Origin of the sequence: Pseudarthrobacter sp. NPDC058362, from assembly GCF_042723515.1 — a bacterium.
Taxonomy (GTDB): domain Bacteria; phylum Actinomycetota; class Actinomycetes; order Actinomycetales; family Micrococcaceae; genus Arthrobacter.
In genome coordinates this window covers 38,121-61,865 of the sequence record NZ_JBHXIW010000005.1, presented here as the reverse complement: position 1 = coordinate 61,865, position 23,745 = coordinate 38,121, and the positions used below count along the sequence as shown (strand labels likewise).

General features: G+C 67.0%; 21 protein-coding genes. 13 read left to right on the top strand and 8 right to left on the bottom strand.

The features are described from left to right. Positions 1-62: 62 nt before the first annotated feature. Both ACFWIX_RS11495 and ACFWIX_RS11490 read left to right on the top strand, forming a co-directional pair. Positions 63-1,775, top strand: a complete 1,713-nt coding sequence (locus ACFWIX_RS11495; protein ID WP_377216253.1) for an ABC transporter family substrate-binding protein — start codon at positions 63-65, stop codon at positions 1,773-1,775. Between the two features lie 130 nt (positions 1,776-1,905). Then, entirely contained in the window at positions 1,906-2,979 is a 1,074-nt protein-coding gene (locus tag ACFWIX_RS11490) for a Gfo/Idh/MocA family oxidoreductase (RefSeq protein WP_377216252.1), read from the top strand. Between the two features lie 14 nt (positions 2,980-2,993). Here ACFWIX_RS11490 and ald read toward each other — a convergent pair whose 3' ends face one another. Beyond that, positions 2,994-4,112, bottom strand: a complete 1,119-nt coding sequence (gene ald, locus ACFWIX_RS11485) for an alanine dehydrogenase (RefSeq protein ID WP_377216251.1) — start codon at positions 4,110-4,112, stop codon at positions 2,994-2,996. Positions 4,113-4,346: 234 nt separating this feature from the next. Between ald and ACFWIX_RS11480 the strand changes: the two genes are divergently transcribed. Continuing rightward, the gene (locus ACFWIX_RS11480; protein WP_377216250.1) at positions 4,347-5,564 is read left to right on the top strand and encodes a PucR family transcriptional regulator; all 1,218 of its coding nucleotides are present in this window, start codon (positions 4,347-4,349) and stop codon (positions 5,562-5,564) included. Between the two features lie 42 nt (positions 5,565-5,606). Here the strand turns inward: ACFWIX_RS11480 and ACFWIX_RS11475 are convergent, their stop codons facing one another. Genes ACFWIX_RS11475 through ptsP form a run of 3 tightly spaced genes read right to left on the bottom strand, consistent with a single transcriptional unit; the run spans position 5,607 to position 8,496 of the window. Further along, on the bottom strand, positions 5,607-6,380 hold the full coding sequence (locus tag ACFWIX_RS11475) for an alpha/beta fold hydrolase (protein ID WP_377216249.1): 774 nt from the start codon (positions 6,378-6,380) through the stop codon (positions 5,607-5,609). Next, the gene (locus ACFWIX_RS11470; RefSeq protein ID WP_377216248.1) at positions 6,377-6,772 is read right to left on the bottom strand and encodes a helix-turn-helix domain-containing protein; all 396 of its coding nucleotides are present in this window, start codon (positions 6,770-6,772) and stop codon (positions 6,377-6,379) included. Before ACFWIX_RS11470 ends, ACFWIX_RS11475 begins: the two co-directional genes overlap by 4 nt. Before the next feature lie 38 nt (positions 6,773-6,810). Continuing rightward, positions 6,811-8,496: a phosphoenolpyruvate--protein phosphotransferase gene (gene ptsP, locus ACFWIX_RS11465; RefSeq protein ID WP_377216247.1), complete on the bottom strand. Its 1,686-nt coding sequence runs from the start codon at positions 8,494-8,496 to the stop codon at positions 6,811-6,813. 91 nt (positions 8,497-8,587) lie between these two features. Here ptsP and ACFWIX_RS11460 point away from each other — a divergent pair, with 91 nt between their 5' ends. From ACFWIX_RS11460 to ACFWIX_RS11450, 3 genes are read left to right on the top strand one after another with little or no spacing between them, the layout of a single operon-like run. Further along, positions 8,588-9,310: a TetR/AcrR family transcriptional regulator gene (locus tag ACFWIX_RS11460; RefSeq protein WP_377216246.1), complete on the top strand. Its 723-nt coding sequence runs from the start codon at positions 8,588-8,590 to the stop codon at positions 9,308-9,310. 48 nt (positions 9,311-9,358) lie between these two features. Further along, entirely contained in the window at positions 9,359-11,359 is a 2,001-nt protein-coding gene (locus ACFWIX_RS11455) for a PTS mannitol transporter subunit IICBA (protein WP_377216245.1), read from the top strand. Further along, positions 11,359-12,522, top strand: a complete 1,164-nt coding sequence (locus tag ACFWIX_RS11450; RefSeq protein WP_377216244.1) for a mannitol-1-phosphate 5-dehydrogenase — start codon at positions 11,359-11,361, stop codon at positions 12,520-12,522. The genes ACFWIX_RS11455 and ACFWIX_RS11450 overlap by 1 nt, the downstream gene beginning before the upstream one ends. Positions 12,523-12,590: 68 nt before the next feature. On the opposite strand, the gene ACFWIX_RS11445 is transcribed toward ACFWIX_RS11450, so the two are convergent. From ACFWIX_RS11445 to rraA, 3 genes are all read right to left on the bottom strand, one after another. Further along, the gene (locus ACFWIX_RS11445; protein ID WP_377216243.1) at positions 12,591-14,030 is read right to left on the bottom strand and encodes a sugar porter family MFS transporter; all 1,440 of its coding nucleotides are present in this window, start codon (positions 14,028-14,030) and stop codon (positions 12,591-12,593) included. A 318-nt stretch (positions 14,031-14,348) separates the two neighbouring features. Further along, positions 14,349-16,013 (bottom strand): MDR family MFS transporter, encoded by a 1,665-nt coding sequence (locus ACFWIX_RS11440; protein ID WP_377216242.1) that lies wholly within the window; start codon positions 16,011-16,013, stop codon positions 14,349-14,351. Positions 16,014-16,115: 102 nt separating this feature from the next. Then, positions 16,116-16,589 carry a ribonuclease E activity regulator RraA gene (rraA, locus tag ACFWIX_RS11435; RefSeq protein WP_377216241.1) on the bottom strand — a complete coding sequence of 158 codons (474 nt, stop codon included), beginning with the start codon at positions 16,587-16,589 and terminating at the stop codon, positions 16,116-16,118. Between the two features lie 125 nt (positions 16,590-16,714). On the opposite strand from rraA, the gene ACFWIX_RS11430 reads away from it, so the two are divergent. The 6 genes from ACFWIX_RS11430 to ACFWIX_RS11405 all read left to right on the top strand — a co-directional run bounded on the left by ACFWIX_RS11430 (position 16,715) and on the right by ACFWIX_RS11405 (position 22,529). Beyond that, positions 16,715-17,983 (top strand): MFS transporter, encoded by a 1,269-nt coding sequence (locus tag ACFWIX_RS11430; protein WP_377216240.1) that lies wholly within the window; start codon positions 16,715-16,717, stop codon positions 17,981-17,983. A gap of 158 nt (positions 17,984-18,141) precedes the next feature. Then, the gene (locus tag ACFWIX_RS11425; RefSeq protein WP_377216239.1) at positions 18,142-18,750 is read left to right on the top strand and encodes a TetR/AcrR family transcriptional regulator; all 609 of its coding nucleotides are present in this window, start codon (positions 18,142-18,144) and stop codon (positions 18,748-18,750) included. A 293-nt stretch (positions 18,751-19,043) separates the two neighbouring features. Beyond that, positions 19,044-20,240 carry an NADP-dependent malic enzyme gene (locus ACFWIX_RS11420; RefSeq protein ID WP_377216238.1) on the top strand — a complete coding sequence of 399 codons (1,197 nt, stop codon included), beginning with the start codon at positions 19,044-19,046 and terminating at the stop codon, positions 20,238-20,240. 246 nt (positions 20,241-20,486) lie between these two features. Continuing rightward, entirely contained in the window at positions 20,487-20,939 is a 453-nt protein-coding gene (locus ACFWIX_RS11415) for a hypothetical protein (RefSeq protein ID WP_377216237.1), read from the top strand. A 57-nt stretch (positions 20,940-20,996) separates the two neighbouring features. Then, a complete protein-coding gene (locus ACFWIX_RS11410) occupies positions 20,997-21,500 on the top strand; it encodes a DUF456 domain-containing protein (protein WP_377216236.1) in 504 nt (167 codons plus the stop codon). Between the two features lie 51 nt (positions 21,501-21,551). Beyond that, complete coding sequence (locus tag ACFWIX_RS11405) at positions 21,552-22,529, top strand: hypothetical protein (RefSeq protein ID WP_377216235.1); 978 nt, start codon at positions 21,552-21,554, stop codon at positions 22,527-22,529. On the opposite strand, the gene ACFWIX_RS11400 is transcribed toward ACFWIX_RS11405, so the two are convergent. Further along, a complete protein-coding gene (locus tag ACFWIX_RS11400) occupies positions 22,526-23,179 on the bottom strand; it encodes a LysE family translocator (protein ID WP_377216234.1) in 654 nt (217 codons plus the stop codon). The genes ACFWIX_RS11405 and ACFWIX_RS11400 overlap by 4 nt on opposite strands. 107 nt (positions 23,180-23,286) lie before the next feature. On the opposite strand from ACFWIX_RS11400, the gene ACFWIX_RS11395 reads away from it, so the two are divergent. Next, positions 23,287-23,742, top strand: coding sequence for an Lrp/AsnC family transcriptional regulator (locus ACFWIX_RS11395; protein ID WP_377216233.1), 456 nt, complete (start codon positions 23,287-23,289; stop codon positions 23,740-23,742). The last annotated feature ends 3 nt before the right edge of the window (positions 23,743-23,745 follow it).

Sequence of the window (23,745 nt, the reverse complement as noted above, 5' to 3'; positions counted from 1 at the left end):
TTCTCTCGATACTTCACTCGCTTCACACCCGTACCAAGACCCGCACAAATGAAGGGAACACCATGAGGAACATGACCAGGATCGGCGGCGTGGCAGCAGTAGCTGCTGCCCTGACGCTGACGGCCTGCGGCGGCGGCTCCACCGGCCCCGACGCAGGCAAGGGGCAGGAGGCAGGCAGCGACCTGTCCAAGCTCATCAGCGTTAACGAAAAGCCTGCAGCCGACCTGGAGCCCGGCGGGAAGGTCACCCTCCCCCTCGGCAGCATCGGGCCGAACTTCAACGGGTTCTCGAACGACGGCAACAGCTCGGACAACTCCGCCCTGCAGATTCCGATGAACCCTGTTGCCATCAACAGCGGCGGCATCGGCGGCTGCTGGAAGGTGAACTTCGAGGGCGAGGCCTCGCCCAACCCTGATTTCTGCGAGTCGGTGGAGAGCAAGGTGGAGGACGGCAAGCAGACCATCACCATCAAGATCAATGAGAAGGCCACCTACAACGACGGCACGCCCATCGACGTCAAGGCCTTCCAGAACACATGGAACATCCTCAAGAGCGCAGACGCCGGCTATGACATTGTCAGCTCCGGCGCCTATGAGTTCGTGGAGTCCGTGGAGGCCGGCGCGAATGACAAGGAAGTCATCGTCAAGACGTCACAGCCGGTGTACCCGCTCGAGTCGCTCTTCTTCGGCCTGATCCACCCGGCGGTGAACTCACCGGAGATCTTCAACGAGGGCTTCGTGGGCGAGATGCACCCCGAATGGATGGCCGGACCCTTCAAGCTGGACCAGTATGACTCTGCTGCCCTGACCGTGACCATGGTCCCCAATGAGAAGTGGTGGGGCAACAAGCCGGTCCTGGACAGCGTCGTGTTCCGTCAGCTCGAGACCAGCGCCCAGGTGGCGGCCTTCAAGAACGGCGAGATCGACGGCGTCTCCGCCAACACCATCGCCCTGTACAAGCAGCTGGAAGGCACCAAGGACGCCGAAGTCCGCCGCGGCCAGCGACTGTTTGCCGGCGGCCTGAACCTTAACGCCCAGAAGATTACCGACGTCGAAGTCCGCAAGGCCATCTTCAGCGCCGTGGACCGCGAGGCCCTGCGCAAGGTGCGCTTCAACGGCCTGAACTGGGAGGAACCCAGCTCCGGCTCCATGATGCTCCTGCCCTTCTCCGACTACTATCAGGACAACTACCCGGTCAAGGAGACCGGTCCGGAGGCTGCCAAGAAGGTCCTGACGGAGGCTGGCTACACCGAGAACGCCGACGGCATCATGGAGAAGGACGGCAAGCCCGTCTCCTTCAAGATCAGCAACTTCGGTGACGATCCCACCACCCTCGCCTTTACCCAGACCCTGCAGAAGCAGCTTCAGGCGGGCGGCATGGACGTGGGCATTGACCAGCGCGCCTCCGCGGACTTCGGTAAGGTCATCGGCGGCCGGGACTTCGACCTGAGCGTCTCCGGCTACACGGTGGGCGCCGACGCCACGGACACTGTGAAGCAGTTCTATGACTCCAAGACCAACGTCAACGGCCTGGGAGACGCGGAACTGGACAAGAAGATCGCCGACCTTGCCTCGATAGAGGACAACGCCGAGCGCAACAAGGCAGCCATGGACGTCGAGAAGGATCACATGGCGAAGTACTTCTCGATGGGCCCGGTCATGAACGGCCCGCAGATCTCGTTCGTCCGCACCGGCCTGGCCAACTACGGGCCGTCCCTCTTCCAGAGCCTGTCCCAGGTTCCGGACTGGACCACCATCGGCTGGGAAAAGAAGTAACCCCCTCGCAGTAGATGCCGGTTTTCGGCAGACGCTCTCTCACTTCCGCGACGTCCGGCGGCGGGAAGTGAGAGAGCGTCCGCTTTTAAGGGGCATCAGGTGAGAGAGGGTGCGGGGTAGCGTTGGTGCGATGAGCCAAAGTGAAGCCTCCCGGCGCACCATCCGCACCGCCGTCGTGGGTTACGGCCTGTCCGGGCGCGTCTTTCACGCCCCTTTTATTGCTGCGGATCCGCGCTACTCGCTGGAGGTCATCGCAACGTCCGACGCCGGCCGGCAGGCAGCTGCCGCGGCGCACCATCCGGAGGCCAGGACGGTGCCTGACGCCGCCGCGGTGTTCGGGGTCGCCGCCGAACTGGACCTGGTGGTCCTGGGTACTCCGCCGGCCACGCACTACCCGCTGGCGAAGGCGGCGCTGGAGGCCGGGCTGGACGTGGTGGTGGACAAGCCGTTTGCCGTGTCCAGCGGCGAGGGCCGGGAACTGGTGCAGCTGGCGGAGGACCTGGGCCGGGTACTCACCGTGTTCCACAACCGGCGTTGGGACGGCGATTTCCTGACCGTCCAAAAACTGCTGGCCGCCGAGGCGCTGGGCACGGTGACGAGGTTCGAATCGCGGTTTGAGCGGTGGCAGCCCGTGACGTCCAAGGCGTGGAAAGCATCCGCCACGCCTGGGGAGGGAGGCGGTGTGCTGTTTGACTTGGGTACCCACCTGATTGACCAGGCCCTGCAGCTTTTCGGCCCGGCGCGCGTCGTCCATGCGGAGCTGGAGACCCGCCGGCCGGACGCACGCGCCGAGGATGACGCCTTCCTGGTGCTGCGCCACGATTCAGGGGTGACGAGCCACCTGACCATGAACCTGATGTGCGCCCAGCAGGGGCACCGGTTCCGCGTGCTGGGTTCCGGCGGCGGCTATACCAAGAACGGGGTGGACCCGCAGGAGCCGTACATTGCGGCCGGAGGAAGTCCGCTCGATCCGGACTTCGGGCGGGAGGCGCCGGAGTGGGCAGGGCAGCTGGGCCGTGACGGCCACTTGGATGCCCTGCCCACTGAGCGCGGCGCCTATTCCGAGTTCTACCGGATCCTGGCGGACAGGATCCGCCCGGACAAGATTCTGGCTGGCCCGGCCCCGGCGGCGCCGCTCCCGGTAAGTCCGGAAGACGCCGTCGGGGTCCTCGAGATCATCGAGGAGGCCCGGGCACTCGCCTAGGGCAATCGATGGGGCTAGGCGGAAACCAGTTCGTGCCAGTCGGCGACGAGGGGCAGGTTGTGCGCCTCGGACACCGAGTGGTGTGCCACGTGGCCTGCGGCGATGTTAAGGCCGGCAGCGAGGGCGGGGTCGCGGTCGAAGGCAGCCTTGACGCCCAGGTTGGCCAGGGACACCGCGTAGCGCAGGGTGACGTTGGTCAGTGCGTACGTGGAGGTGTTGGGCACGGCGCCGGGCATGTTGGCCACGCAGTAGAAGATCGTGTTGTGGACCTTGTACGTGGGCTCCTGGTGCGTGGTGGGACGGGTGTCCTCGAAGCAGCCACCCTGGTCCACGGCGATGTCCACCAGGACCGAGCCCGGCTTCATGCGGGCCACGAGGTCGTTGGTGACCAGCTTGGGGGCCTTGGCGCCAGGGATCAGCACGGAGCCGATGACCAGGTCTGCGTCCACCACGGACTTCTCGATCTCGTACTTGTTTGAGGCCACGGTCTTCAGGCGGCCCTGGTACTGGGCGTCGAGTTCGCGCAGGCGGTTGATGTTGATGTCCAGGATGGTGACGTCGGCACCCAGGCCGAGAGCCATGGCGGCGGCATTGGTGCCGGCCACGCCCGCACCGAGCACAACAACCTTGGCGGGACGGACGCCGGGGACGCCGCCCAGCAGGACGCCCTTGCCGCCGGCGGGGGCCATCAGCGAGGTGGCGCCGACCTGGACGGACAGGCGGCCCGCAACCTCGGACATCGGGGCCAGCAGCGGCAGCGCTCGGCCGTCCTGGACGGTTTCGTAGGCGATGGCGGTGACGCCGGAGTTGATCAGTTCCTGGGTCAGCTCGGGCTCGGCGGCCAGGTGCAGGTAGGTGAAGAGGATCAGGCCCTTGCGGAAGCGGTGGTATTCGGCCTTGACCGGCTCCTTGACCTTCATGACCATGTCGGCGCGGCCCCAGACGTCGTCCGCTTCGTTGACGATCTCGGCGCCGGCGATGGCGTATTCCTCGTCGGTGATGCCGGAGCCCAGGCCCGCGCCGCGCTCCACCAGGACGGTGTGGCCGTGGGTACGGAACTCGTGCACGCCGGCGGCGGTGATGGCCACCCGGAACTCGTTGTTCTTGATTTCTTTGGGGACGCCGATGATCATTTTTGGCTCCAGTTCTCGGCCGGTTTCGCCGGAAAAAGGTGGAAGGGGATTCGTTAATCCACGATAGGACCGGTTGTGAGCCACCTGACACGGCCAAGAACGGCCGAAGCGGGGCCGCCCGCGGAATTCCGCGGAATTCCCGTCACTCAGCTCGACATTTGTTCAGCTCCAGGGCGTCAGGTGTCGCCTCATGTCCGTTCGTGCAGGAGCCGCTGCAGGCAGTACTGTTGGCCCATGCAGCAGGATGTGGAGCAGCTCGTCGAGCACGTGGCGCAGAAGCTGGGCCGGGGACTTTCCCTGGAGGACCTGGACGGCCTGCTGCTGGCCTACAGCTCCAACCAGTCCCACGCCGACCGGGTCCGGGTGAACTTCCTCCTGAGCAAGAAGGTCCCCGCGGACGTGAGCGCCTGGCAGCTTTCGCACGGCATCGCCACGGCGGTGCGGCCCGTGGTGGTGCCCGGCAACCCGGAGCTGGGCATGCTGGGCCGGGTGTGCGTGCCGTTGCTGGTGCGGGGTTTCCGCGTGGGGTACCTCTGGGTGCAGCAGGACTCCGCGGAGGAAAGCCCGACAGCGATCCTCACCCAGCTGCCCGGCGTGAGCCAGGAGCTGGAGACGCTGTCCGGGCTGCTTTTGGATTCAAATACCGCCGAATCGGAGTTCCGGCGCAGCCGCGAACGCGAATTCCTGGCCGCGTGCGCCGGTGAACCGAACGCCGTGGCTGCGGTGGCCGGCTGGAAGGAAGTGCAGGGCAAGGGGCCCTGGCAGATGGTGACCGTACTGGACTCCGATGGCTGGTCCGGCGGCCCGGACGCCATCGCGTCCACCCTGATCCACCGGTCGGCGGCGCTGCAGGCCACCATCGGCGTCGACTCCGCGCTCTTCAGTGCCGGCACCGAAACCCACTCGGTGGTGCTGTTCCGTGAAATGTCCGGACGGGCCAGCCATGCGCAGGTCCTGGTCCACTACCAGCTGGAGCTGGCCAAGCGCTCCGGCCGGCCGGTGCACCGGATCATCCTGGGGATCAGTGAAGGCTTTGCCCGTCCCCGCGAGCTGGCGGAAGCGTACCGGCAGTCGAAGCAGGCCGCGCAGGCTGCCGCGGTGGATCCGCAGCTGGGCGAGCTGGTGGAATGCCGGGCCACCGGCGTCTACCAGCTCCTCGCGTCCGCCGGGGGAGGGGCCGGCGCCTGGGCGGACACCGGCTCGGTCTACTACCGGATGCTGGAGGACCACGACCGCAACGCGGAACTCATCCCGGTGCTGGAGCTGCTCTATGACAATGACGGGTCCGTGCAGGACGTGGCCGCCAAACTCCACCTCCACCGCAGCAGCATCTACAACCGGCTGGGCCGCATCCGGCAGTTGCTGGGCGTGGACCCGCTCAAGGGGATGGCCAGGCTGGAACTCCACGCCGCGCTCAAGATGCGGCGCTGGGCGGCGCGGCCGCGCATCTGAGGCGTCCCGCCGTCGTCGTACGCTTGCCGCCGCAGCAAGGTCTCAGGCGCGGCGCGCTGTGGCCGTGACGAAGCTCCGGATGGCCTCCGCCACGGCGTCCGGCCGAAGGTGCTGCGCCACGTGGCCCGCACCGGGAATCTCGACGAAACGGCCCTGGGGAACTGCCCGGGCCAGGCGGCGGGACCAGTCTGGCCCGGCCACGCGGTCGCGTTCTCCGCGGAGCACCAGGACGGGAGCGGCCACGGAGCGGAGCCGTTCCTCGGTGCGGTAGGCCATCATCACGGGCAGTTCGGTCAAGTACCAGCGCGGGCCGCAGCGGAGGTAGTCGGTGAATACGGCCCAGTTGGACGACGGGGTCTCGGCCAGCAGGGCGTCCAGGAACAGCGCCAGCGACTGGCGCCGGACGCTCCGGTGGCGCGAATCAACCACCGGTCCCATCAGAACCAGCTGCTCCGCCCGCTCGGGAGCCGCCAGGGCCGCCTCGATGGCGAACTGCACGCCCATCGAGTGGCCCACCAGGACATAGGAGGTGATGCCGCACGCGGCGAGGGCCTCTGCGATGAACGCACCGTAATCGGCAACGGACAGCTGCCGGCCCGGTTTGGGCGTGCCGGCGAAACCGGGCAGGTCCAGGGAGTAGGTAGGGGCCGACGCCGAGAGCACCGAGTGCAGCCGCGCCAGGTAGCGGTGGGACACGCCGATGCCGTGGATCAGCACGTACGCAGGTTCCCCGCCGTGCGGCGCGGACGTCCCGCCGGCCCACAGGATGCGCCCCGTGAGCCCGCCGGCGTGGACGGTCTCCGACCGCAGCTTCACTCCTGGTCCCCGGAGCCTTCGGACTGTTTCTTCTTCTGGCCTTCCAACCACGCCATGATGGCGGCCTGCCGGATGCGCCGGTGCGTACCGCGGTACTCCACCGGGATCTCGCCGCGGTCCGTCATGTTGCGCAGGTACGTGTGCGAGATGCCGGCAAGTTCCGCAGCCTGCGAGGTGGTCAGCATCTCCTCCACGCTGCCCACGGTCACCGTTTCGCCCCGCCCCAGCCGCGCCAGGAGGTCCACGACGGCGTCCCTTGCCTCCCCGGGCAGGCGGTGGACGGTGCCGTCAACGAACACGGTGATGTCCTGCCCGCCTTCGAGCGCGCGCGTGAGGCTGCGCGCTTCCTCTGCGGGCAGGCCTGCCGTGACCCGGGGAGCTATCAATGCCATGGCAGAAGCCTAGCCGCCGATATACCCAGCGCGGGCAGCTACAGGCCGAGCTCCGACAGGGCCGGCAGCTTTTCCCGGACCCAGGCACGGGCCTCGGTGGCGCTGGGGGCGGAGAGGGCCAGCTTGGCCAGTTCCTGCGCCTCGGCCAGGGTTACGGTTTTCAGCACGGCAGCTACGGCGGCCAGGGAGCGCGCGGTCATGGACAGGGTGGTCACGCCCAGGCCGGTAAGGACGACGGCGAGGGCCGGGTCCGCGGCAGCCTCACCGCACACGCCCACGGGTTTGTTGCTGCCTTCCGCCCGCGAGCCTTCCACGGTGAGGCCCACCAGGCGCAGGACGGCCGGCTGCCAGGGGGTGTTCAGGTTGGCGAGCGGGCCCAGCTGGCGGTCCGCCGCCATGGCGTACTGCGTGAGGTCGTTGGTGCCCAGGCTGGCGAACCCGACCTCGCGCAGGATGGACTCGGCCGTCAGGGCGGCGGAGGGAACCTCCACCATCACGCCAGGGGTCTTGATGCCGGCGTCCGCGCACATGGAGGCGAAGCGTGCGGCCTCTTCCGCGGTGGAGATCATCGGTGCCATGACCCACACGTCCGCTTCGGACTGGTCCGCTGCCAGCGCGATGGCTTCGAGCTGCCGGTCCAGCACGCCGGGGGTGGTGAAATCGGTGCGGTAGCCGCGGACGCCCAAGGCCGGATTGGGTTCGGTGGAATCGGTGAGGAAGGGCAGCGGCTTGTCGGCCCCGGCGTCCAGCGTGCGCAGGACCACCTTCTTGCCCGGGAAGGCATCGAACACGCTCTTGTACGCCGCGGCCTGCTCTTCCACGGAGGGTTCGGTGTCCCGTTCCAGGAAGCAGAATTCGGTGCGGAACAGGCCCACGCCCTGGGCGCCCAACTTGGCGGCAGCCTCTGCGTCCTTGCCGCCACCCACGTTGGCCAGCAGCGGCACCTCGTGGCCGTCCGCCGTCATGCCGGTTCCGGTGAACTCGGCCAGCAGGGACGCGGTGGCCGCCCAGGCCTCGGCGGCGTCGCGGAGCTGAGCGTCAGGCTCTGTGGTGACGGTGCCGGCGGCGCCGTCGACGTACACGTCGGTGCCATCGGGGAGTTCGTCAACGCCGACGGCGGCGACCACCGCGGGCAGTCCCAGCGAGCGGGCGATGATGGCGGTGTGCGACTGCGGCCCGCCGCCGGAAGTCACCAGTGCCAGGACCTTGTTCGGGTCCAGGGTGGCGGTGTCCGCCGGGGCGAGGTCGTCGGCCACCAGGACAAACGGGGTGTCCGAGGCAGGAATGCCGGGTGCTGCCACGCCGCGCAGTTCCGCCACGATGCGGGCGCGGACATCCAGGACGTCCGTGGCACGCTCGGCCATGTAGCCGCCCAGGTTGAGCAGCATTTCCGACACGGAGGAGCCGGACTCCCAGATGGCTCTTTCGGCCGACGTCCCGCGGGCCACCAGCTTGGCGGCGCCCTTGATCAGCATGGTGTCCTTCGCCATCAGCGCGGTGGCTTCCAGGACGGCCTTGCCGTCACCGCTGGCGTGCGCCGCGCGGGCCTTCAGCTCGTCATGGACGGCGGTGGCGGCGGCTTTCAGTGCTGCCGTGGCTTCCTCAGGAGTGGTGCCTTCTGCCAGCTGCTGGCCTGCAGGCGGTTCGCTGATGGGCTTGGGCATCTGCCGGACGGTGCCGATGATGCGGCCGGGGCTGACGCCAACTCCTGGGAAGTTCTGCACTGAAGGTCCTTAGGTCTACGGAAATGTGCCGGAAAAAAATTGTATGTGATTCAGTTCATATAGCGACGCTATAGGTGCTAGGGTAGCGGTTATGAGTTTGGATGGCCAGCTTCCCCCCAAAATGCGACTGCTGCGTGCTGCGGCGGAGTTGTTGGCCAAATCCGCGGGGACGCCCGTCTCCACCCGCCAGATCACGCAGCTGGCGGGGGTTACCGCCCCCACGCTGTACCACCACTTCGGCGACAAGGAAGGCCTCTTCGACGCTGTCGTCGCGGCCGGCTTCGAGGAATATGTCGCCGGGGAACGTGATTTCGCCCCGTCCGGGAACCCTCTTGAGGACATCCGGAGAATGTGGGACAACCACGTCCAGTTCGGCCTCAACCAGCCGGAGCTGTACCTGGTGATGTTCGGCAATATCCGTCCGGAAAGCCGCCCGGCCATCGTGGCTGATGCAGAGGCGCTCATGGAGGAAATGCTGAACAAGGCAGCGGTGGCGGGCCAGCTGAACGTCCAGCCGCGCGAGGCGGCCAGGTCCATCCTGGCGGCCAACGTGGGCGTGACGCTGATGCTGATTGCGGAGCCCGCCGCCGAACGGAACCTCGAACTGTCCACCATGACCCGCGACGCCATGATTTACGCCGTGGCCACCGAGCGTGCCGCCGATGCGGCTCCGGGCGGCTCCGGAAAGTCATCGGTGGTGGTGGCAGCGATTGCCCTGAACGCCGCACTTCAGGCCTCGCACTCCGACCAGCTCTCCAGTTCGGAACTCAAACTGTTCCTCGAATGGCTTCACCGGATCAGCACCAGCTCTTAGACATCGGACCATCCTGCGGAGCCGCAGGAATCACGGTTAGGAATTCACATGGCAACAGAGACAGTTGCAAAGCCACGTACCAGCGCGCGCGTGCACGTCCAGAAGTTTGGCACCTTCCTCTCCGGAATGATCATGCCCAACATCGGCGCGTTCATCGCCTGGGGCATCATCACGGCCCTCTTCATCGAGAAGGGCTGGCTGCCGGTGCCGGAACTGGGCGGCTTCGGCACCAACGCGGAGGGCGATCCCAACACCGGCCTGGTGGGCCCCATGATCACCTACCTGCTGCCCCTCTTGATTGCCTACACCGGCGGCCGGATGGTCTATGACGTCCGCGGCGGTGTGGTGGGCGCCATCGGCACCATGGGCGTGATCGTGGGCGCCGGCATCCCGATGTTCATTGGTGCCATGATCATGGGGCCCCTGGGTGGCTGGACCATGAAGAAGATCGACTCCCTCTGGGACGGAAAGATCCGCCCGGGCTTCGAAATGCTGGTCAACAACTTCTCCGCCGGCATCTGGGGCGCGCTCCTGGCCATGCTGGGCTTCTACGGCATCTCGCCACTGGTCACCGCATTCAGCGAAGGCGCCGGTAGGGTGGTCCAGTTCCTGGTGGACAACGGCCTGCTGCCGCTTACCAGCATTTTCATCGAGCCGGCCAAGGTCCTCTTCCTGAACAACGCCATCAACCACGGCGTGCTGACCCCGCTGGGCGTCCAGCAGTCCCTGGAGCAGGGCAAATCCATCCTGTTCCTGCTCGAAGCCAACCCCGGCCCCGGCCTGGGCATCCTGCTGGCCTACATGTTCTTCGGCCGCGGCGTGGCCAAGGCCTCTGCTCCCGGTGCGGCCATCATCCACTTCCTGGGCGGCATCCACGAAATCTACTTCCCGTATGTACTGATGCGTCCGCTGCTGATCCTGGCCGCCATCGCCGGCGGCATGACCGGCGTGGCAACGCTGGCCATCACCGGTTCCGGCCTGGTTGCCCCGGCAGCCCCGGGCTCCATCATCGCGGTACTCGCCCAGACCTCGCGCGACAGCTACGTGGGCGTGATCCTTTCGGTGCTGCTGGCCACTACCGTTTCCTTCCTGGTGGCCTCTGTGATCCTCAAGACCACCAAGCACAGTGATGAGGTGGACCTCAACGACGCCACCGCGAAGATGGAGCAGATGAAGGGCAAAAAGAGCTCAGTTGCCTCCACCTTGACCGGCGCCGGCGCCGGTGCTGCCACAGGCGGCGGCGTGGGCGTCCTGGCCGGGCCGGTGCGCAACATCGTCTTCGCGTGCGACGCCGGGATGGGCTCCAGCGCCATGGGCGCCTCCGTGCTGCGGAACAAGATCAAGGCGGCCGGCTTCCCGGAGGTGAAGGTCACCAACGCCTCCATCGCCAACCTCAGCGACACCTACGACGTTGTGGTCACCCACCAGGACCTCACAGAGCGGGCAAAGCATTCGACCGGAAGCGCAGTGCACTACTCCGTGGACAACTTCATGAACAGCCCGCGCTACGACGAGATCGTGGAGCTGGTCCGGGAGAAGAACACGGAAGGGGAGGCGGAGGCCGTTGCCGCGCCTGAGGCAAGTGCCGCCGTCGTACGCCCCGAAACCGGCGCGGCACCCGAGGTGCTGGCGCGCGACAGCGTGATCCTGGAAGGTTCCGCCACCACGCGGGACGCCGCGATCGACGAGGCAGGGCAGCTGCTGCTGGCCCGTGGCGCCGTGGATGAGGGCTACCTGGCCGCGATGCACGAGCGCGAGGAATCCGTGTCCACGTATATGGGCAGCTACCTGGCCATCCCGCACGGCACCAACGCCGCCAAGGACCACATCCGCACGTCGGCCGTGTCCGTGGTGCGCTATCCGCAGGGCATCGACTGGAACGGCAAGGAGGTCAAGTTCGTGGTGGGCGTGGCCGGCGTGAACAACGAACACCTGCACATCCTGTCCTCCATCGCCAAGGTGTTCACGGACAAGGAGCAGGTGGCCCGGCTGGAGGCTGCCACCACCGTGGACGAGGTCCTGGCGCTCTTCGGAAAGGTCAATTCATAGTGAAGGCTGTCCATTTCGGCGCAGGGAACATCGGCCGCGGCTTCGTGGGCCTGCTGCTGCACGACGCCGGTTACGAGGTGGTGTTCGCGGACGTCGCCGACGAGCTGATCAAGCAGTTGGCGGCCGCGGACAGCTACGCGGTGCACGAGGTGGGGGAGGACCCCGCCGTGCGGACGGTCAACAACTTCCGCGCGCTGAACTCCACCACGCAGGAGGCGGAACTCGTTGCGGAAATCGCGACGGCGGACATCGTCACGACTGCGGTGGGACCCCACATCCTGAAGTTCGTGGCGCCGGTTATTGCGCGCGGCATCGTTGCGCGGGAGCCCGGTCTGGCACCGCTGCAGGTGATGGCGTGCGAGAACGCAATCAACGCCACGGACATCCTGGCCAAGGAGGTGGCCGCCCAGCCGGGCGCCGCCGCAGGTGCCCTGGACGGGAAAGTTGTGTTCGCCAACACAGCCGTGGACCGGATCGTGCCCAACCAGGAGCCCGGGCAGGGCCTGGACGTCACCGTGGAGACGTTCTACGAGTGGGTCATCGACCGCACTGCCTTTGCTGATGCCGCACCGGTAATTCCCGGTGCCACCTTCGTGGACGACCTCGCGCCCTACATCGAGCGGAAGCTGTTCACGGTCAATACCGGGCACGCCTCGGCCGCCTACCTCGGGTTCGAGGCGGGGCTGGAGAAGATCTCCGACGCGATGGCGGACCAGGACGTTGCCGAGGACGTCCGGGCGGTGCTGGAGGAAACCAAGCAACTCTTGGTGGCCAAGCACGGTTTCAGCAACGACGAGCAGGAGGCGTATGTCCAGAAGATTCTGGTCCGCTTCGCCAACCCGCACCTGCCGGACACCGTCACCCGGGTGGGCCGCGCACCCCTGCGGAAGCTGAGCCGGCACGAGAGGTTCATCGGTCCGGCGGCGGAGCTCGCCGAACGCGGCGTTGTCCCGGAGGCGCTGCTGGGGGCCATCGCCGCCGCGCTGCGCTTCACCGACCCCGCCGATTCCGAGGCCACCGAGCTGGCAGCCATCCTGGCCACCGAAAGCGCGGCAGGGGCAACGGCGCGGATCACCGGGCTGGAGCCGGAGCACCCGCTGTTCAACGCCGTCGCCACCCTGGTGGAGGAGCGGCAGGCGGAACTGGCAGCCGCCCCGAACTGACCCCATCCCGCTTAACCGCGACGCCGGCACCCACCCGGGTGCCGGCGTCGTGCGTTGAGGGCGGGGTGTTACGCCTTAGCCGAGCCTTTCGCGACGAACAGCGTCTCGGCCTGTTCCAGGGACATGCCATTGGTTTCCGGCACCTTGAACATGACGAAAAAGAAGGACGCCGCGGCGAACAGCGCGTACATGGCGTAGGTCAGCGGCAGCGAGCCGGCGGCCATTACCGGGAAGCTCAGGGTGATGGCGAAGTTCGCCACCCACTGCGCCGCTGCGGCCAGGCCCAGGGCGCGGGCGCGGATCCGGGAAGGGAATATCTCGCCCAGCAGCACCCACACCAGCGGGCCCCACGAGGCGCCGAAGCTGACCACGAAGACGTTCGCCGCCACCAGCGCAACCGGACCCCACGCGCCCGGCAACGAAATCTCGGACCCCGCTCCTGTGGCGGAGGAGAACGCCAGCGCCATGGCCCCAAGGGACACGGCCATGCCCACAGACCCGGCCAGCAGGATGGGTCGGCGGCCAATCCGGTCCACCAGTGCGATGGCCACGAGGGTCACCAGGATGTTTGTCACGGACGTTGCCACGGAGATGGCCAGCGAGTCCTTTTCCTGGAAGCCCACCGCCTTCCACAGCGTGGTGGAGTAGTAGAAGATCACGTTGATGCCCACGAACTGCTGGAGCACGGAAAGAGTGATGCCCACCCACACCACGGCCTGCAGGCCAAACGTCTTACCGCGGAGCGAGCCCTTCTGCCCGGCGAGTTTGTCATCCTCGATGGCGTCCCGGACTTCGCGGATGTGCCGGTCCACGTCGCCGGCCGCCACGATTGAACTGAACACCTTCCGGGCCTGCTCTTCCTTGCCCTGGAACACCAGGAACCGCGGGGATTCCGGCAGCGTATAGGCAACCCAGCCATACACCACGGCGGGAAGTGCGGCTGCAAGGAACATCCAGCGCCACGCCTCGAGGCCCAGCCAGAGCGGCTGGTCGGCGCCGCCGGCACCGGTGGCCAGCAGCGCGTCGGACAGCAGTGCGGCGAAGATACCGGTGGTGATGGCCAGCTGCTGGAGGGATGCCAGACGGCCGCGGACCTGCCGCGGGGAGATTTCCGAGATGTAGGCCGGCGCGATCACCGAGGCCAGGCCGATGCCGAGGCCGCCCACCAGGCGCCAGAAGATCAGGTCCCACACGCTGAACGCGAAGCCGGTGCCCAGTGCACTCACCAGGAACAGCAGTGCGCCGATCTTCATCGCCGGGATGCGGCCGTAGCGGTCCGCCACCTTGCCGGCCAGGTACGCGCCGGCCGCGCAGCCGAGCAGGGCGATGGCCACGGCAAAGCCCGTGACGGCCTCGGACAGCACGAATTCGTCCTTCATCGCGTCCACGGCGCCGTTCACCACGGAAGAGTCGAACCCGAACAGGAAGCCGCCAACCGCCCCCGCGAGTGCCAGCCAGATCACCCGCCTCGGAATGTGCGTGGTCGTCTGCTCCTGGGCAGTGGGCATGGTTCTCCCTGGGTCTGGGGGTTTGATGGATGCGGTGCGGACGTCGTCGGCTGCCCGGCCCAACCGGCCGGCGCACTCGCGCTGTACAGTGTGGCACGCCACGGCCCGCGGTTCCACTCGGGCGGCCGGGGACGCGGCGGCCGGAAATGTACGACGGCGGGAGGCGCCGCCGTCGTACGCCTCCTCTCCCGGGCTGCTCGTTATCCGTCACTTCCGGCACGCTTTTGGCTCGCCTCAACGGGGGAAACCGCGGATTGTAGGGGAAATACAACGGGAGGCGGCCCAAAAGGCTGCCTCCCGTGACGCCCGGAGGATGCCCTAGTGGGCGGGGACCTGCCGGGAGTCCTCTCCCTCCCGTGCGACGCTCTGGTCCGTCAGCTTCTTCCTGGGCAGCGCCAGGCTGATCAGGAAGGCCAGCGCGGTGAGGCCCGCGGCGGTGAGCATGACCGCGTCGATCGAGTGCGCGAACCCCTCGGTGATGGGCCGCGTCAGCGTGCTGTTGGCGGTGTGCAGCCAGCTGGTGTCGTTGAGCGAATCGTGAGATGCGCCCTGCTGGAAGAACTCGTACAGCTTGGCGTTCGCCGGATCCGCAGCCACCGACGGGTCCGCCAGGACGGACAGGTAGGCCGGGTCAGCCATGGCGGCCTTCATGCCGTCCGCGATGCGGGCGGCGGCAAGGCTGAACAGCATGGAAATGAACACGGCCGTGCCCACTGCCCCGCCCATGGAGCGGAAGAATGCGGCGGAGGAAGTGCCCACACCCATGTCCCGCGGAGGCACGGACGTCTGCATGGCCAGGGTGAGCGGCTGCATGCAGAAACCCAGGCCCATGCCGAAGAACACCGCGATGAGGCCCGGGACCCAGAGTTCGGTGTCCACTCCGAGGGAGAAGCCCATGGCCAGTGCGGCCACGGTAAGGATGGCGGTGCCCATGATGGGGAAGATCCGGAAGGTGCCCGAGGCGGAAATGGTGCGGCCTGCCGTGATGGAGCCGGCCAGGATGCCCACGGTAAAGGTGATCATCATGAGCCCCGCTTCCGTGGGCGTAAGGCCCTTCACCAGTTGCAGGTAGAGCGGCAGCATCGCGATGGCCCCGAACATTCCGATGCCGATGATGAAGTTCAGCAGCGAGGACAGCCCGAAGGTGGAGTTCCGGAAGAGCCGGAGCGGAATCAGCGCGTAGTCACCGGCGCGCTTCTCGGCCAGCAGGAACCAGGCGATGCCTGCCACGCCCAAGCCATAGCAGAGGAAGGAGTTCAGTGAGGTCCAGCCCCAGCTGCGGCCCTGCTCTGCCACCAGGAGGAGCGGGACGATGGCCAGGGTGATGGCCGCGGCTCCCCAGTAGTCGATCTTCTGTTTCAGGTGCTTGGCGGGGAGGTGCAGGAAGAGGAACACCACGGTGAGTGCGGCCAGGCCGATGGGCAGGTTGATGAAGAACACCCAGCGCCAGCCGTCGAAGCCCAGGATGGTCTCCGCACCGGCGAACGCGCCGCCCACCACCGGGCCCAGCACCGAGGAGATGCCGAAGACGGCCATGAAGTAGCCCTGGTACTTGGCCCGGTCCTTGAGCGAGACGATGTCCCCGATGATGGTCAGCGCCAGTGCCAGCAGGCCGCCCGCGCCGAGGCCCTGGACGCCGCGGGCGAAGGCAAGTTCGGTCATCGAGTTGACCGAGCCGGCGTACAGCGAGCCCACCAGGAAGATGGCGATCGCCGTGAGGTAGAGGGGCCGGCGGCCGAAGATGTCGCTCAGTTTGCCGTACAGCGGCGTGCTGACAGTGGACGTGATCAGGTAGGCCGTGGTGGCCCAGGCCTGGAGCGAGAGGCCGCCCAGGTCGTTGGCGATGGTGTAGATGGACGTGGACACGATGGTCTGGTCCAGCGATGCCAGGAACATGCCCAGCATCAGGCCCACCATCACGGTGACGATCTGGCGCTGGGTCAGCGTTCCGCCGGCGCCGGGCGCGGCAGGGCGTTTGGACATGTGGTGCTCCAGGGAAGAAAGGGAATCAAGCCGATAGTTGCTTTCAGTAACTATCCCATGCCCGGTTTTCTTCCCATTGCCGGGAATTTTTTCGCTGCGCCCCTAACGCTCCACCAGGATGCCGTCCGGATCGCACCAGATCATGGCGCCGGTCCGGACAGTCACGCCGTCGATTACCACGTCCACATCGACCTCCCCGGCGCCGTCCTTGGCGCTCTTTCGAGGGTTGCTGCCCAGGGCCTTAACGCCCAGGTCCAGCCGGACGATCGCCTCGCGGTCCCGGATGGCGCCATTAATAACGACGCCGGACCACCCGTTCGCCACGGCGCTCTCGGCGATCATGTCCCCCATCAGTGCGGTGCCCAGCGAGCCGCCGCCGTCCACCACCAGTACCGCCCCGTGGCCCGGGGTGGCCAGCGTGGCCTTGACCAGCCCGTTGTCCTGGAAGCAGCGGATGGTCCGGGCCTTGCCGCTGAAGTGGCTCCGCCCGCCCAGCGACTGGAACTGCAGCGGAACGGAGGCCAGCTGCTCTCCGCGCTCGTCGTAGAGATCTGCTGTGTTGATGGGCTGGTTCATGCGTCTCCTTGATACGGCGCGGGCGATGTAGGCCCAGCGGGTTGCAGTAGCTTGGGTTACCGCCCACGATAGTCTGACTCCTGACATCACCGCCGCACGTCCGCCGCATCAGGGGAAAGACGCCCATGAGCCTGTCCAGCACTCCCGTTCCGGCGGAGCCTGCGGCCGCGGCGCTCGCCGAGCCCACCCGAAAGGTCACGGCCCGCTGGGTGACCGGTCTGGTGCTGGTCAACGTGGGCATCAATGCCGCCTTCTTCGGCCCCATCAACGTTTTCATCGGGCAGCAGGCCATCAGCATTGATGCCCCCAGCAAGGAAGCGATCCTGTCGCTTGTCACGGCGTGCGGGGCCGCGGTCTCACTGGTGGCCAACCCGCTGTTCGGTGCGCTCTCGGACCGCACCACGTCCCGGCTCGGCCGGCGGTCCCCCTGGGTCCTGGCCGGTGCGATCCTTGCTGCGGCCGCGCTCCTGGCGATGTCCGGTGCCGCGGCGGTGGCCCTGATGGTGCTCTTCTGGTGCCTGGTCCAGCTCGGCGCCAACGCGGCGTACGCCGCCATCACCGCCGCCGTTCCGGACCGCGTCCCCATCCCCCAGCGCGGAGGGGTGGGCGGCCTGGCGGCCATGGGACAGACGCTGGGGATCCTGACCGGGGCGGTGTTCGGGGCCGTGGTGTCCGGAAACTTCATGGTGGGGTATTGGCTCTGCGCGGCGGCGCTGCTCCTGTCCGTGCTGCCGTACCTGTTCCACCGGAACGATCCAGTCCTCGCTCCGGGGGTGCTGCCGCCGTTCCGGCCGGGAACGTTCCTCCGCGGGTTCTACGTCAGCCCCAGGCGTTACCCGGACTTCGGCTGGGCCTGGCTTACCCGCTTTCTGGTCAATGTGGGGAACCAGATGACCATCGTCTACCTGCTCTTCTTTCTGCGGGACATCATCAGGCACGATGATCCGGCCGCCGGTGTCCTCATTCTCACCGGCATTTACGCGCTGATGGTCATGGTGACGGCGGTGCTCGCCGGCCCGTGGAGCGACCGGGTGGGCCGGCGGAAGCCCTTCGTTATCGGCTCATCGGCCACCATCGCCATGGCCGGCGCCATCATGGCATTTTTTCCGGTGTGGCCGGGTGCGCTTGCCGGCGCCGCGGTGCTCGGTATCGGCTTTGGCGCCTATTTGGCCGTGGACTTTGCTCTCCTCACCCAGGTCCTGCCGCAGGCCGCAGACCGGGGCAAGGACATGGGCGTGATCAACGTGGCCAATTCGTTGCCCCAGGTGGTGGCGCCGGGCCTGGCGTTCCTCTCCGTCCAGTTCCTCGGCGGGTATGCCACGTTGTTCATGACGGCGGCCGTCATCGGTCTGTTGGGGGCCGTTTTCGTGGTGAAAATCAAGGGCGTGGCCTGACCTTTGCCGCGGGCTCGAAGGCTCCGGACCCTTCGGAAAATAAGTCACCTGACTAATTACGCAACGGAGCCGTGACGTATAGTTAATCCGGATTGCAGGCGGTCCGTGATGGGGAAGGTCCCGGCTGCTGCAACGTCGAAACCAACCCCCGGAATATGATGCCTGAGACTTTTCCAGATCATCCGCCCATGGCCGCCCGACCCTCCGCTCCGCGGCAGCAGCTGCGCTATTCCCGCATCCTGGGCGTGGCCGGGAGTTTCGCCCGCAAGGGGCTGTGCGACGTGGAGCTCACCGAAGTTGCCGCCCGGGCTGACGTCCCGCTGGGCACCATGTACCGCTACTTTCCCACCCGGACGCACCTGATACTGGCCCTGTACCGCCACCAGCTTGAGGAGCTTGAGGCCGAGGGGCTGGTGATTACTCCGCGGTTCCGGGGCCGCGGGCTCACCGGACTTTTGATGGAGATCTTCCACATGCGGGTCATGCAGCCGGCCGTCGAGCAGTGCCTCAGCCGCGGGGTCTACCTGCCGAACCACGACGCCACCGCCCTGCTGCGCGAGATCGATGAGCTGAGCGAGCGCATTGTCGGGGAGGCCAGCGCCGACCGGACGGCAGCCCGCATGCTGCTGCTGGTGGTCACTGGTCTGGTCCAGTCCGTCAGGAACCGCCGCTTGTCGCTGTTTGAGGCTGAAGAAGACCTCAAGAAGGCGTGTTCGCACCTCGCCTGCGGTGACCGCGTGGGCTACACACTCCACCACAGCGCGTAACCGGTCTAGACCAATCCAGCAATAAATCCGCCATAATCACATGACGTGGATCACATTCCCGGGTGATAAAACGTTTTAGCTGAGGTCGAGTCATGTCAAGGACCAATTTTCCGGCCCTCCCTATTGCCTACGATTGCTTCAGAGCGAAGCCACAGGGCGCATCCCCGCAGCTTCCACGGACCCGCCACCCCTGGGTTTCCTGACGCAACCCATTCCATCCCGGAGCCCGCGCCCCGCGGCGGGCCGGACCACCACGTGCCGTCTGAGGACGGCCAGCACCAGGAGACAACGACGTGTCCATTGACGCCATCACCACCACCGATAATTCCGCAGCCACCGCGCTGACCGAGGCCGAGATATTCCACGCCCACCAGGGCGGCAAGCTCTCCGTAACCAGCACCGTTCCGCTGTCCAACAAGCGCGACCTTTCCATCGCCTACACGCCCGGCGTCGCCCAGGTCAGCCGCGCCATCCACAACCAGCCGGAGCTGGCCCGTACCCTGACTTGGGCCGAGCGCCTCGTCGTCGTCGTCAGCGACGGCACGGCCGTCCTGGGCCTGGGCAACATCGGCGCCAGTGCGTCCCTGCCTGTCATGGAGGGCAAGTCCGCCCTCTTCAAGACCTTCGGCGACCTCGACTCCATCCCCCTGGTGCTTAACACCACGGACGTGGACGAGATCGTGGAGACCCTGGTCCGCCTACGCCCCAGCTTCGGAGCCGTGAACCTGGAGGACATCTCCGCCCCGCGCTGCTTCGAGCTCGAAGAAAAGCTCATCGAAGCACTCGACTGCCCGGTCATGCACGATGACCAGCATGGCACCGCCGTCGTGGCCCTCGCCGCCCTGACCAACGCCGCCAAGGTGACCGGCCGTGGGCTGGAAGGTCTCAAGATCGTCGTCTCGGGCGCCGGCGCCGCGGGCATCGCCGTCGCGGAAATCCTCCTGGCCGCCGGCATCTCCGATGTCGTGCTGCTGGACTCCCGCGGCGTCATCAACAGCGCCCGTCCCGACCTTGCCGCCGATGCAGGCAGCAAGAAGGCAGACATCGCCGGCCGCAGCAATCCCCGCGGCATCAGCGGCGGACCCGCCGAGGCCCTGGCCGGAGCGGACGTCTTCATCGGCGTCTCGTCGTCGAAGCTGGCAGAGGAACACCTGCAGCTCATGAACCAGGACGCCATCGTCTTCGCGCTCTCCAACCCGGACCCCGAAGTCCTCCCAGAGGTCGCTGCCAAGTACGCCGCCGTCGTGGCGACGGGCCGCAGCGACTTCCCCAACCAGATCAACAACGTCCTGGCGTTCCCCGGTATCTTCCGCGGGGCGCTGGACGCCGGCGCCCGCCGCATCACCCCGGCCATGAAGCTCGCGGCGGCGAACGCCATCGCCGAGCTCGCGGCAGAGGACCTTGCGGCGGACTACATCGTCCCCAGCCCGCTGGACCCGCGCGTCGCACCCGCTGTCACCGCGGCAGTGGCGGCAGCGGCTGCGCAGTAGGGCTCTTCCCGCAGCAAACCACGACGGCGGCGCCTCCTCACGCAAGGAGGCGCCGCCGTGGTGTCTGCGGTGTGCGGAATTTATGTGGGTCCAAGGGAGAGCCGCACCCGACTGGGTAGGCGCCGCCCCATAAATGGAGTACCGGCTACCCGGGTGGCTGCTCTTCCTCCTCCCTACGCTGGGATGGCGACGGATTTCTCATTCGCGGCAAGAGCGTCTGTGATTTGTTGCAGGGTGGACGGCAAAATGGAACTTCATCAACTACTGGTCCGGGACCTCCGCTTCCTGTTGTTGGCGCCGCCGGCCCGACTTTCGCCGAACCTTCATGGCTGCAGCTGGGGCGTTGTGGGGATCGTCATGAAACAACTGGAGAAGGAGCAAACAAAAATGAAGAAGCTATTAGCTGCCGGCGCTGTTGCCGCAATGGTATTGCTTGGCGGCGCAGCTGCGCCGGCCATGGCTGTGCCCGACGTCTGTGACGGAGGCGATTCCGGCAAGATTGACGTTTCGGGGGACCCGGAAAGTGTCACGGTGTACGCACCCGATGGAAAGGTCATCACGGCCTATTGCGTCAAGGCAGGACAGTTGACTGAAGTTGTCTACGTCAGTCCAGTTACGGTTCTGACGATTACACCAACGAACGGCAAGGACATTTCGCATTACTCCGTGTGGTACGACGAGGGCGGTTACCAGAGCTGACGCAGCGGGATGGGCGGCCGCACGTAAAGCGGCCCGCCCATCCCTAGACTGGAGCGCATGAACTCCGAGACCGTGGTGACCATCCTGTGCGGCCTGGCGATCCTGGTGGGGGTGGCAGGGACAATCATTCCGGTCCTGCCGGGCAGCATCCTGATCGGTGCCGGGCTCCTCGCGTGGGCCATCTGGGGCGGCGCGGGAGCCGCCGGCTGGGTGGTGTTCGCCGTGGGCATGCTCTTCGTCGCCGCGGGGATGGGCGCCAGCGCCGTGCTGACCGGCCGGAAGCTGAAGCAGCACGCCATTCCGGGGCACAGCATCGTGGTGGGCCTGGTGGCAGGCGTGGTGGGCATGTTCATCATCCCCGTGGCCGGCCTGTTCGTCGGGTTTGCGGCGGGCCTGCTGCTCAGCGAACTCGCCCGGACACGGAACCTTGGCACCGCTGCCACGTCCAGCTGGGCTGCACTTAAGGCGACCGGGCTGGGCATGCTGGCCGAGTTCGGGCTGGCCTGCCTCGCCGCGAGCACCTGGGTGCTGGGTGTTTGGGTGGCCGCGCTGAACGGCTGATCCCGTGGGCGCGGTCGTCGCCGGGGGCCAATGCGCCATTAAGATAGGAAGATGACCGCCGGGGACTCTGCACCGATTTTTTGGGACAGCCGGGACCTCACTCCGTTCGGCCCGCTGCAGGTACGCACGCCGGTCCACGATCTCGCCGGGGGAGTGGGGGAGCTGATTACGGGCGCGCTCGGTGGCCGCCATCCGGCACTGCTCGCGGTGGACGGCCCGGTCCCGCGCCCCCGGCTCCTTCTCCCCCGGCCCGCCAAGGCCGTCCACCAGGCCATCTTCACCAGCCGTGAACCGGCCCCGTTGATCAGCCTGGCCCGCGCCAATCCCGGCTGGGCCGGCCTCTGCTACCTGATGGCGGGGCTGCTTGAGTACCAGCACGGCGGCTACCTGCGAGCCTCGGAGCTGCTGCAGCGCGGCCTGGCCACCAGGAACGACGACGACGCCAACCGTTACTCCTCCACCTACCTCATGCGCGTAGTCACCCGGGTCGAGGTCGCCGAACGCCTGGCCGTCCCCGTCCTCTTCAGTGAGGAGTCCGTCTTCCTGGCGCTCGCGCATTCGTTCCGCGAGACGGGCCGGACGGAAGCGGCGCTGGAGGCGCTGGCCGGGCTGCCTCCGTCGCTCCCCGCCGCCCTGGCCCGCTGCACCCTGGCCCTTTCGCTGGGCAGGAGCCGCACCGTGATCGACTGGACCGAGGGGCTGCTGAACGCGGACGACCTCTCCGCCGCGCTCCTCCTGGTCCGCGCCCGCGCACTCCGCCGTGAAGGCCGCCTGAACGCCGCGCAGGACACCATCGCCGAAGTCCTGCGCCGCAAAAAGACCCATGTGATGCTGCGGAATGACGCCCTGACGGACCGGGCGCTGCTGCTCCTGGAATCGTCCCGCCGGTCGCTCAATCCTCGGGACTGGCGCAGGAGGCATGAAGACCCCGTGCCGCAGAAGGAACTGGAGGCGCCGGTGCCCATCCGCAAGGACCAGGAACTGCGCCGGATCTGGGAGCAGGACTGGCGCCGGCTCAGCGACGACTAAGCCAGGACCTGTTCACCCAGCAGTGCAGCTCCCAACAACACCATGAGCACGCCGCTGGCGAGTGTGACCGCGCGGGCGGCAGTGGGGCGGCTCTGCAGCAGCGTCCGGGACAGCAGTGCCACCGCCGTGTAGATGAACGCGACCAGCAGCACGAACGTCAGGCCCAGCAGGCCGGACTGCACCGGAACCGGCAGGGCCGCATCCGCACTGACGAACTGCGGCACCAGGGCCACGAAAAACAGCAGCCCTTTCGGGTTGATGCCGCTGGTGCCCACGCCCTGCAGGAAGGCCTTGAGCTGGGTACCACCTGGGCTTCCGGAACCTCCCGGACCGGAACGCCCGACGGCGGCTCCCGCACTGAATGAGGCCCCCCGCCACGTGCGGAGGGTGCTGATGCCGAGCCACAGCAGGTACACGGCGCCGGCCACGGTGAGCCATCCCAATACGCCGGGCATGCCGGCCAGCAGTGCGGCCAGGCCCGCCACCAGCAGGACGGTGTGCAGGACATAGCCGCTGCACAGGCCGGCAACGGCGGGGACGAAACTGCGCTGCCGGAGACCCGCGGCGATGGTGAACGCCCAGTCCACTCCCGGAGTGCAGGCCAGCGCAACCGCCACCACGATGAAGGCCAGGAACAGCTCGGGATTCATGGGATTCTCCTGTCGGAATGTCGTATTGCACAAACCTTAGGAAGTTCCCGGACGAAAGTGCTGTCCCTTTTTAGCTGAACCATCGCTGCAGTCAATAAGATTATTGCGTGATTGACCATATCGACAGGAATATTTTGCGCCACCTCCGTGAGGACGGCCGCATGACTGCCACGGCGCTGGCCGCAAAGGTGGGCCTGACCGTGGCGCCATGCCACCGCCGGCTGCGCGACCTGGAGCAGTCCGGCGTGATCCGGGGCTATAAAGCGGACATCGACCCGGCCGCCGTCGGCCTTGGTTTTGAAGCGATTGTGTTCGTCACTCTGCGCCAGGTGGACCGGCCCACGATGGAAATCTTCGAAGGCCGCGTGGCGGACCATCCCAACATCGTGGAGGCCCAGCGGCTGTTCGGCTCGCCCGACTACCTCCTTAAGGTCATTGCCGAGGACCTGCCCGCGTACCAGCGGTTCTACGACTCGGAACTGACGTCGCTGCCGGGCGTGGAGCGGCTCACCTCGACACTGGTCATGAAGACGGTCAAGCCCAACGCCGGGCCACCCGTCTAGCAC